At 68.3% G+C, this 9,437-nt stretch carries 9 protein-coding genes; 6 read left to right on the top strand and 3 right to left on the bottom strand.

What is annotated here, in order from left to right; all coding sequences use genetic code 11:
• Positions 1-65: 65 nt before the first annotated feature.
• Positions 66-1,220, bottom strand: a complete 1,155-nt coding sequence (locus tag P3W85_RS01400) for an FAD-dependent monooxygenase (protein WP_276263456.1) — start codon at positions 1,218-1,220, stop codon at positions 66-68.
• A 430-nt stretch (positions 1,221-1,650) separates the two neighbouring features.
• Between P3W85_RS01400 and P3W85_RS01395 the strand changes: the two genes are divergently transcribed.
• From P3W85_RS01395 to P3W85_RS01380, 4 genes are read left to right on the top strand one after another with little or no spacing between them, the layout of a single operon-like run.
• A complete protein-coding gene (locus tag P3W85_RS01395; RefSeq protein WP_276263457.1) occupies positions 1,651-2,352 on the top strand; it encodes a maleate cis-trans isomerase family protein in 702 nt (233 codons plus the stop codon).
• Between the two features lie 52 nt (positions 2,353-2,404).
• Positions 2,405-3,247, top strand: coding sequence for an alpha/beta fold hydrolase (locus tag P3W85_RS01390; protein WP_276263455.1), 843 nt, complete (start codon positions 2,405-2,407; stop codon positions 3,245-3,247).
• Positions 3,248-3,294: 47 nt separating this feature from the next.
• Positions 3,295-4,401, top strand: a complete 1,107-nt coding sequence (locus P3W85_RS01385; RefSeq protein ID WP_276263454.1) for a 2,5-dihydroxypyridine 5,6-dioxygenase — start codon at positions 3,295-3,297, stop codon at positions 4,399-4,401.
• Positions 4,394-5,020, top strand: coding sequence for an N-carbamoylsarcosine amidohydrolase (locus P3W85_RS01380; protein ID WP_017230328.1), 627 nt, complete (start codon positions 4,394-4,396; stop codon positions 5,018-5,020). Before P3W85_RS01385 ends, P3W85_RS01380 begins: the two co-directional genes overlap by 8 nt.
• Positions 5,021-5,039: 19 nt before the next feature.
• Here the strand turns inward: P3W85_RS01380 and P3W85_RS01375 are convergent, their stop codons facing one another.
• Positions 5,040-5,798 carry a TetR/AcrR family transcriptional regulator gene (locus P3W85_RS01375; protein ID WP_276263453.1) on the bottom strand — a complete coding sequence of 253 codons (759 nt, stop codon included), beginning with the start codon at positions 5,796-5,798 and terminating at the stop codon, positions 5,040-5,042.
• Positions 5,799-5,908: 110 nt separating this feature from the next.
• On the opposite strand from P3W85_RS01375, the gene P3W85_RS01370 reads away from it, so the two are divergent.
• A complete protein-coding gene (locus P3W85_RS01370; protein WP_276263452.1) occupies positions 5,909-8,239 on the top strand; it encodes a xanthine dehydrogenase family protein molybdopterin-binding subunit in 2,331 nt (776 codons plus the stop codon).
• A 46-nt stretch (positions 8,240-8,285) separates the two neighbouring features.
• On the opposite strand, the gene P3W85_RS01365 is transcribed toward P3W85_RS01370, so the two are convergent.
• Positions 8,286-8,789 carry a MarR family winged helix-turn-helix transcriptional regulator gene (locus P3W85_RS01365; protein ID WP_017230697.1) on the bottom strand — a complete coding sequence of 168 codons (504 nt, stop codon included), beginning with the start codon at positions 8,787-8,789 and terminating at the stop codon, positions 8,286-8,288.
• Between the two features lie 176 nt (positions 8,790-8,965).
• Between P3W85_RS01365 and P3W85_RS01360 the strand changes: the two genes are divergently transcribed.
• A partial coding sequence (locus P3W85_RS01360; RefSeq protein WP_276263451.1) for an MFS transporter occupies positions 8,966-9,437 on the top strand: 472 nt, incomplete at its 3' end.

Below are 9,437 nucleotides of genomic sequence, written 5' to 3'. Positions count from 1 at the left end.
TACCCGCTTCCGCGGCATAGGCCGCCGGAGCCTCGGGGCGCCTGGCGGTCTGGCTGGGACGTGGCTCAGGCGGCGACGGCCACGCGCCCTGCTTGCGCCAGCGGCACGCTGAACACATCGTAGCCGAAGCACCAGTCGGGGTTTTCGTTGGTGCGCAGCCAGGTGTTGTTGTGCGAAACCAGTTGCACCTTGCTGGCGCGTTCGGCGCGGTTGGCCTCGTACAGCGAGAAGGCGCTGCCGAAGTCCGACAGCCCGGTCTGCTCCAGGCAGCGCGTCAGCATGGCGGCGTCCTCGATGGCCATGGCCGCGCCCTGCGCCATGTGCGGCTTCATCGGGTGGCAGGCATCGCCCAGCAGCACCAGGCGCCCGCGGCTCCACACCGGCAGCGGATCGCGCTCCAGCAACGGCCACTTGGTCACCTCCACCGTGCCTTCGATCAGCGACTGCACGCCCTGGTGCCAGCCGTCGAAGGCGGCGCGCATTTCCTCGATGCTGCTGGGCAGCCAGCTCTTGCTCATGTCCCAGGTGGGCTCGGGCACGCCGGTCACGTAGTAGATCTCGTCGAGCTTGCCGGTGTCGAAGTAGACCATCATGTGGCGATCGTCGGACCACCACTTGGTGCAGCGGTCATGCGTGAAGCCCTTGACGCGCGAGATCGGGAACACGGCGCGGTGCGCCACATAGCCGGTGTACTTGGGGGGCTCCGCCCCCAGCAGGGTTTCGCGGATGCGGGAGTTCACGCCATCGGCGCCGATCACGATATCGGCCTCGTCCACCGAGCCATCGGCAAAGCGCAGGCGCACCACATGGCCAAGATCCTCCACGCTGGCCAGCTTCTTGTCGAACAGCAGCGTGCCGGGGGCGACCGCTTCGGTCAGCAGGGCGTGGAAATCGCCGCGGTGCACAGTCAGGTAGCTGGCGCCGTAGTGCGACACCGCGTAGTCGCCGAGCGGAATCTGCGCAATCACTTCGCCGGTCTGCCAGTCGCGGCTGTACCAGTAGTCCGGATGGCAGCCCATGGCGTTGAGCGCGTCTTCCAGGCCGATCCTGCGCATGATCTTCATCACATTGGGCCCCACGTGGATGCCCGCGCCCAGGCGCGAGAACGCGGGTGCCTGCTCATACAGCCTGACTTGGAATCCGGCGCGTTGCAGCAGGGCGGCCGCGACCGTCCCTCCCAGTCCGGCGCCGATCACTGCGATCCGTGGTTTGCCTTGCACGATATTTCTCCTGGCGGTGTGATGTGGGTCTGAACAGGCCGTCTGGCCGATCGGTGAATTGAGTGTACACATCATAAAAATGCTTGTAAACCAATGACAATGCAGCCCTATGGAAAACCCTTACGTCAAAATGACAGTATCGATACATTGCCAAAATATAGTGATAAAAAGCCCTATTTAATGGATTTGTTCATTAAGTGGGCACTGAAACAGTGCGAGTCGCGCGCTGCGTCGCCTTGTTGTGGAAATAGAATGTGTACACTACAATAATTCGCAGAGCACCGACGCCGGAGAGGCGCTCGGGCTAGCCGTGCAAGGCGGTCGCCACGAAAGCGGGTGCCTGGGCGGGTGGACAAACAGATGGATGATGGAGTCGACAGTGCAGAAAGTCTTCCGTATCGGCCAGATCGTGCCGAGCTCGAACACCACGATGGAAACCGAGATCCCGGCGATGCTGGCCGCGCGCCAGCAGGTGCGCCCCGAACGCTTCACCTTCCATTCCAGCCGCATGCGCATGAAGAGGGTGGTCAAGGAAGAGCTGGCGGCCATGGACGCCGAATCCGACCGCTGCGCGCTGGAGCTCAGCGACGCCCGCGTCGATGTGCTGGGCTACGCCTGCCTGGTGGCCATCATGGCCATGGGCCATGGCTATCACCGCGTTTCCGAGAAGCGCCTGCAGGCCCATACCGCGGCCAATGGGGCGGACGCGCCGGTGATCACCAGCGCCGGCGCGCTGGTGGACGCGCTCAAGGTGATCGGCGCCAGGCGCATCGCCGTGGTCGCGCCGTACATGAAGCCGCTGACCGAACTGGTGGTGGACTATATCCGCAACGAAGGCTACGAAGTGGTGGACTGGCGCGCGCTGGAGATCCCCGACAACCTCGAAGTGGGCCGCCATGATCCCGCCAGGCTGCCCGGCATCGTCGCGCAGATGAACACCGCGGACGTCGACGCCATCGTGCTGTCCGCCTGCGTGCAGATGCCCTCCCTGCCCGCCGTGGCCAAGGTGGAAGCGATGACCGGCAAGCCCGTGATCACCGCCTCCATCGCCACCACCTACGCCATCCTCAGGCAACTCGACCTGGAGCCCGTGGTGCCAGGCGCGGGCGCGCTGCTGTCGGGTGCCTACTGATGCCGGCATCGGCACGCGCGAAAACGCAAGCAAAAACGGAAGGGAGCCAGCAATGAGCGAATTTCTCCACGGCGGCAATGTGTTCGCCAATGGCATCCGCCAGCACTACCTGCGTTATGGCGGCAACGCCGGCGGGCGCGAGGCGCGCGACGCGGTGGTGATCGTGCCGGGCATCACCAGCCCGGCCGTGACCTGGGGCTTTGTCGGCGAACAGTTCGGCAAGCACTTCGACACCTACATCCTGGACGTGCGCGGGCGCGGCTTGTCCGAGGCGGGCGACACGCTCGACTACGGCCTGGACGCGCAGGCGGCGGATGTCACCGCCGTGGCCCGGGCGCTCGGCCTGGCGCGCTACGCCATCGTCGGCCATTCCATGGGCGCGCGCATCGGCATCCGTGCCGCGCGCGGCACGCCGGCCGGGCTGACGCGGCTGGTGATGGTGGACCCGCCGGTCTCCGGCCCGGGCCGCCGTGCTTATCCGTCGCAGCTGTCCTGGTATGTGGATTCCATCCGCCTTGCGCGGCAGGGCATCGACGCCGAGGGCATGCGCCGCTTCTGCCCGACCTGGACCGAGGCCCAACTGCGCCTGCGCGCCGAGTGGCTGCACACCTGCGACGAGCGGGCCATCGTGCAGAGCTTTGACGACTTCCACCGGGATGACATCCACGCGGACCTGCCGTCGCTGCGGGTGCCCGCGCTGCTGATGGTGGCCGGCCGCGGCGACGTGGTCCGCGCCGAGGACATCGAGGAGATTCGCGGCTTGCTGCCGGCGGTGCAGGTGGCGCGCGTGCCCGATGCCGGCCACATGATCCCGTGGGACGACGAGGCCGGCTTCTACCGCGCCTTCGGCGATTTCCTCGGTGTGCCGCTGCTGCGGGACCAGGCCGCCGCCTGAGCCGCGCCCGCCGCGAACGCCGCCAACGCAACGATCAAGGAGAGAACATGCCAGTAAGCGATCACGACCTGACCCAGGCCTGGCGCCAGGTGCTCACGCTGTCCAGGCTGCAGCCCGGACAGACCGTCACGGTGCTGACCGGCGCCGCCACCCATCCGCAAACGCTGCGCACCGCGCAGGTGGCCGCGGCCTCGATGGGCGCCATCGTCAACCGGCTCGACCTGCCGCCGGTCAATGGGGAGAAGGCGCTGAGCCGCGACGCGCTGGCCTATCTCGGCACCACGCCGCTGACCGGCAACCCGGCCGCCATCGCCGCGCTCAAGGCCAGCGACCTGGTGCTGGACCTGATGACGCTGCTGTTCTCCCCCGAGCAGCACGAGATCCTCCGCGGCGGCACCAGGATCCTGCTGGCGGTGGAGCCTCCCGAAGTGCTGGTGCGGCTGGTGCCCACGGAAGGCGACCGTGCGCGCGTCAAGGCCGCTACCGCGCGGCTGGCGCGTGCGAAGCAGATGCACGTCACGTCCGCTGCCGGCACCGACCTGCGCTGCGCGCTCGGCGAGTTTCCCGCCATCAGCGAGTACGGCTTCGTCGACGAGCCCGGGCGCTGGGACCACTGGCCGAGCGGCTTCGTGCTGACCTGGCCAGACGAAGGCGGCACCAGCGGGCGCATCGTGCTGGACCGCGGCGACATCCTGCTGCCGATGAAAACCTATCTGCAGGAGCCGATCGGCATCACGGTGGACAAGGGCTACGTCACCCGCATCGAAGGCGGACTGGATGCCGAGCTGCTGAGCGACTACATGGCATCGTTCAACGATCCCGAGGCCTACGCCATGTCGCATATCGGCTGGGGCCTGCAGCCGCGCGCGCGCTGGTCGACCCTCGCCATGTACGACCGGGAGGCCACCATCGGCATGGATGCGCGCGCCTTCGAGGGCAATTTCCTGTGCTCCTTCGGCCCGAACAACGAAGCCGGCGGCAGCCGCACCACGGCCTGCCATATCGATATCCCGGTGCGGCATTGCACCGTGCGGCTCGATGGCGAGGCGGTGGTGGAAAACGGCAAGGTACTGGATCGCGAATACCAGCAAATCCAGCAGACCCGGCAAATCCCGCAAGACCGGCAAGCAGCGAATGGAGCCGCCGATGCATGAAGAAGCCAGGACCTACCAGCGCCAGGGCTTCGGCGCCACGCTGGAGCCCAAGGCGCCCTACGGGCTGCTGATCATCGATTTCGTCAACGGTTTCGCCAATCCGGAGGTCTTCGGCGGCGGCAATATCACCGAGGCCATCGCCAACACCGGGCCGCTGCTGGCCACGGCGCGCGCGCAGGGCTGGCCGGTGGCGCACAGCCGTATCGTGTTTGCCGACGACGACAGCGACCACAATATCTTCACGCTGAAGGTGCCCGGCATGCTGGGCCTGAAGGAAGACAGCCACGACAGCGCGATCGTGCCGCAACTGGCGCCGCGCGCGGGGGAACTGGTGGTGCGCAAGACCGTGCCCTCGGCCTTCTTCGGCACTTCGCTGGCGGCGTGGCTCACGCAGCGCGGCGTGCGGACATTGCTGGTGGCGGGTTGCGTGACCAGCGGCTGCGTGCGCGCCAGCGTGGTCGATGCGATGTCGCTGGGATTCCGGCCGCTGGTGCTGTCCGATTGCGTGGGCGATCGCGCCATCGGGCCGCACCATGCCAACCTGTTCGACATGGCGCAGAAGTACGCCACCGTGATGCCGCGCGACGAGGCGCTGGCGATGCTGGCGCGCGCCGCCTAGCCCCGGCCCCGTGAAGACGCTACGCGCGTTTGGCGCGCGCCGCTTTCTTCGTTGCGGCGCTCGCCGCAGCCTGCGCCAGTTGCGCGGCGCCGGCATCCGCCAGCGCGGCGGGTACGGCATCCGGCAGGCACACCGTGCTCAGCACCGTACGCTGGATCATATTGCGCCAGTGCTCCAGCGCCGGCTTGCTCATCATCGGCTCGCCCAGGAAAGCGCTGAGCGTATGATGATTCGAGTTGTAGAAATAACCCAGCGATGCGATCACCAGGTAGATATCGCGTGCCTGCGCATCGGGCTGGAACGACCCGGCGGCCTTTCCGCGCGCCAGGATGCCGTCCAGCACGGACAGGGCATAGCTGGAGATTTCCCGGAGCCGGCCGGACTTCTTCGCATGCTTGCCCTGGCTCATGTTCTCGCTGGACAGGATGGCGACGAATTCCGGATGCGCCAGGTAATAGCCCCAGACAAAGTCCACCAGCTGGGTGAGCGCGCGTACCGGATCCCCGGCGTCGAGCTTCAGCGCCTGCTCGGCCTCGTTGAGCTGGAGGTAGATGGTCTCGAGCACTTCGACGAACAGCTTTTCCTTGCTGCCGAAGTAGTAGTAGATCATGCGGTCGTAGGTCTTGGCGAGCGAGGAGATTTTCTCCACGCGTCCGCCTTCGTAGCCGCGCAGGGCAAAGACCTTGATCGCCGCCTTGAGGATCTTGGCGCGGGTGTCCTGAGCTTGCCGGGCCCGGGTGCCGGCTGCCGCGCTCTTCTTAGCGGTCGGGGTGCTCATATCGTTGAATTCGACTTGCCATGCTGTTCAAGGCTGGCAGTATAACGGCCACGGCGGGCGGCCCCGGAATCCGGCGGCCCGCCCGCGTGGGCAACCGAACCATGGAGCGTATGGAAACCAATCCCGGCATCGCGTCGCAGTCCGCATCCCCTCCTTCATCGCTGCCGCTTTCGCCGGGCTCGCTGCGCGACGCGTTGCTGCGCGCGCGCGGCGTGCTGCTGGTGACACGCGCGCCGCAGGCGGCGCCGCGTCCGGCGCCCGGGCAGCCTGGCGCGGCCTCGGACTACGTTGGCGCGCAGCCGGATATCTTCGTCGCGGTGCGCGATAGCGGCGAGATCCTGGCCTTCAACGGCCATGTCGACCTGGGCACGGGCATCGGCACTTCGCTGGCGCAGATCGTGGCCGAGGAACTCGATGTGCCGGCAGCACGCGTGACCATGACACTGGGCCATACCGAGGCGACCCCCAATCAGGGGCCCACCATCGCCAGCGCCACCATCCAGATCTCGGCGCTGCCGCTGCGGCGCGCGGCGGCGCAGGCCATGGCGTGGCTGCGCGAGCGCGCCGCGCAGCGTCTCGGCGTACCCGTGCCGGCGCTGGTGGCCGAGGACGGCTGCCTGCGCGTGCGCGGCGACCCAGGCCGGGGCCTGGCCTATGGCGAGCTGCTGGCGGGCGAACATGTCGAGTTGCCGCTGGCCGACCATGTCGCCACCAAGCCGGTCGCCGCATATCGCGTGGTGGGCGCTGCCGCGCCGCGCGTGGACATTCCCGCCAAGGCCACCGCGCAGCTCACCTTCGTGCACGATGTGCGCGTGCCCGGCATGCTGCATGGCCGGGTGGTGCGTCCGCCCTACGCGGGCCGCGATAGCGGCGACTTTGTCGGCACCAGCCTGCGCGGCGTGGACCGCGCCTCGGTGCGCGACGTGCGCGGCGTGGTCGACATCGTGGTGCAGGGCGATTTTGTCGGCGTGGTGGCGCAGCGCGAGGAACAGGCCATGCAGGCGGCACGCCGCCTGCGGGTGGACTGGAAGCCGGTGCCGCCCCTGCCCGACCTGAACGGCCCCGACGCCGCCGAAGCCGTGCTGCGCGCCAATCCGGCGACACGGCGCGCGTTGCTGGACGATGGCGATGCGCAGGCTGTCTTCGACGCCGCGGGCAGCGCGGGCCGGGCCTTGTCACGCAGCTATGCCTGGCCCTACCAGATGCACGCTTCCATCGGTCCCTCCTGCGCCGTGGCCGATTACCGCGGCGACGGCCTGACCGTCTGGTCCGGCACGCAGAACCCGCATGTGCTGCGCATCGACCTGGCACGCCTGACCGGCCTGGACGAAGGCCGCATCGAGATCGTGCGGATGGAAGCCGCCGGCTGCTACGGCCGCAATTGCGCGGATGACGCCTGCGCCGATGCCGTGCTGCTGTCGCGCGCGGTGGGGCGGCCGGTGCGCGTGCAACTGACCCGCGAGCAGGAACACCTCTGGGAGCCCAAGGGGGCGGCGCAACTGATGGACGTACGCGGCGCCATCGGCCCCGGCGGCGCATTGCTCGCCTATGACTTCGTCAGCCGCTATCCGTCCAACGACGCGCCCACGCTGGCGCTGTTGCTGACCGGCGTGACCGGCAACGCACCGCGCACGCTGCAGATGGGCGATCGCACCGCGGTGCCGCCCTACCGCTACGCGAACACGCGCATCGGCTGCGACGACACGCCCGCCATTGTGCGCGCCTCGTGGCTGCGCGGCGTTTCGGCCCTGCCCAACGTATTCGCGCATGAGAGCTTTATCGACGAGCTCGCGCATGAGGCCGGCGCCGATCCGCTGGCCTTTCGCCTGCGCCACCTGCCCGACGAGCGCGCCACCGACCTGCTGCGCGCACTGGCCGCGCGCGCGGGCTGGCGCGAAGGCGCGCGCGGTACGCGCGGCACGCCGGGGCCGGACGGGCTGCTGCGCGGGCGCGGCGTGGCCTACGCCCGCTATATCCACAGCAGATTCCCGGGCTTCGGCGCAGCCTGGGCAGCGTGGGTGGTGGACCTGGCGGTGGCGCCCGACACCGGCGAGATCGCCGTGGAGCGGCTGGTGGTGGCACAGGACACCGGCATGATGGTCAATCCCGACGGCGTGCGCCACCAGGTGCAGGGCAATGTGGTGCAGGCCCTCGGCCGCGTGCTCAAGGAGCAGGTGCGCTTCGACGCCGCGGGCGTGGCCTGCCGCGAGTGGGGCAGCTACCCGCTGCTGGCCTTTCCCGAATTGCCGCCCATCGAGGTGGTGCTGATGCCGCGCCAGCACGAAGCGCCGATGGGCGCGGGCGAATCCGCCTCGCTGCCGGGCGCGCCGGCCATCGCCAATGCGGTCTTCGATGCCACGGGCGTGCGGCTGCGGCGCGCGCCATTCACGCCGGAAACCGTGCGCGCCGCGCTGGCGGGGGAGAGCCGGGCACCCGCCTGAGTGCGGCGAAATGCCATCGGGCGGTTTCGCACGTGCGCCGGAGACGTCAGTCGGACGCGCCCTCCGGCGCGCCGTCGCGGTCGTCGAACTCGCTCATCTTGCGCAGCAGGTAGGTGATCGCCACCCGTTCGGCGGGATTGAGGTCGCCAAAGGTCTGCTCCGAGATGCGGTGTGCGAACGGCACCGTTTCCTCGATCAGCGCCAGGCCGGCCGGCGTCACCGTGACCACCACCTTGCGGCGGTCGTTGGGATCGTGCGAGACCGCCACCAGCGCGCGTGCCTTGAGCCGCTCGATGATGCCGCGCACGGTGGCCTGGTCGATGGCGGTGGCGCGCACGATCTCGCTGAGCGAGCACGAGCCGCGGTCGTTGACCGCGCACATCACCACGAACTGCGCCGCGGTCAGCTGCGAATCGGCAATGGTCTGCTGGAAGATCGCCACGTGGCGCTGGTAGGCGCGGCGCAGCAGGTGCCCGACCTGTTCGGTGAAATCGTACTCGGCAGCGGCCGGCTTTTGCGCGGCGGTCTTGCGCGCGGAGGAATTGGACACGATGAAGGGTCTGCAGGCAGGGGGAAGCGTGTTCAGGAGTATACCGAGCATGGGCGGGCACGGCGGGTTTTTTTGATGCCGCCGACACCTTGCTCACCTGCAGATTGCATGGCAAGAAACGGGGTGTCTGCCCTGGCCAGTCTCCGCGAAGATGCATCAAACGATGGAGCATGCCAATGATCCCCACTATTCTTCGCCCTGCGAATCGCCTGCCTGCCGCGTTCCGGCGTCTGGCCTGGTCGAATCTCGCCGCTCAGTCGGCCGAGCAGACCAGCCTGGCGAGCGCGCCGATCATCGCCGTGCTGGCGCTTGGCGCCACAGCCGGCGAGACCGGTCTCCTGCAGACAGCGCAGACGCTGCCGTTCCTGCTATTGTCGATCCCGCTCGGCGTCTGGGCCGATCACCGGTCGCGGCGAACCATGATGGCCATGGCGGAAGGCTTGCGGGTACTGGCGCTATTGGGCGTTCTGTTCCTGCTGGCGGCGCACGCGCTGACGCTGCCGCTGCTGGCGATCCTGGGCTTCATCGGTGCGACCGGAACCGTTGCCTATAGCGTCGCGGCGCCTGCGCTGGTGCCGATGCTCGTGGCGCGTGAAGCGCTCGCGGTGGCGAATGGCCGCATCGAGCTGGCGCGCAGCGTTGCCTATT

This window comes from Cupriavidus basilensis, assembly GCF_029335485.1.
Classification (GTDB): domain Bacteria; phylum Pseudomonadota; class Gammaproteobacteria; order Burkholderiales; family Burkholderiaceae; genus Cupriavidus; species Cupriavidus basilensis_E.
Note: the sequence above shows the minus strand (reverse complement) of the source record. Positions and strands in the feature narration are given on the sequence as shown.

What these genes read in the sequence shown, in the direction of transcription:
- P3W85_RS01395 (WP_276263457.1), top strand. Translation starts at nt 1,651, where the DNA reads ATGGAAACCGAGATCCCGGCGATGCTGGCCGCGCGCCAGCAGGTGCGC.
- P3W85_RS01390 (WP_276263455.1), top strand. Translation starts at nt 2,405, where the DNA reads ATGAGCGAATTTCTCCACGGCGGCAATGTGTTCGCCAATGGCATCCGC.
- P3W85_RS01385 (WP_276263454.1), top strand. Translation starts at nt 3,295, where the DNA reads ATGCCAGTAAGCGATCACGACCTGACCCAGGCCTGGCGCCAGGTGCTC.
- P3W85_RS01380 (WP_017230328.1), top strand. Translation starts at nt 4,394, where the DNA reads ATGCATGAAGAAGCCAGGACCTACCAGCGCCAGGGCTTCGGCGCCACG.
- P3W85_RS01375 (WP_276263453.1), bottom strand. Translation starts at nt 5,798, where the DNA reads ATGAGCACCCCGACCGCTAAGAAGAGCGCGGCAGCCGGCACCCGGGCC.
- P3W85_RS01370 (WP_276263452.1), top strand. Translation starts at nt 5,909, where the DNA reads ATGGAAACCAATCCCGGCATCGCGTCGCAGTCCGCATCCCCTCCTTCA.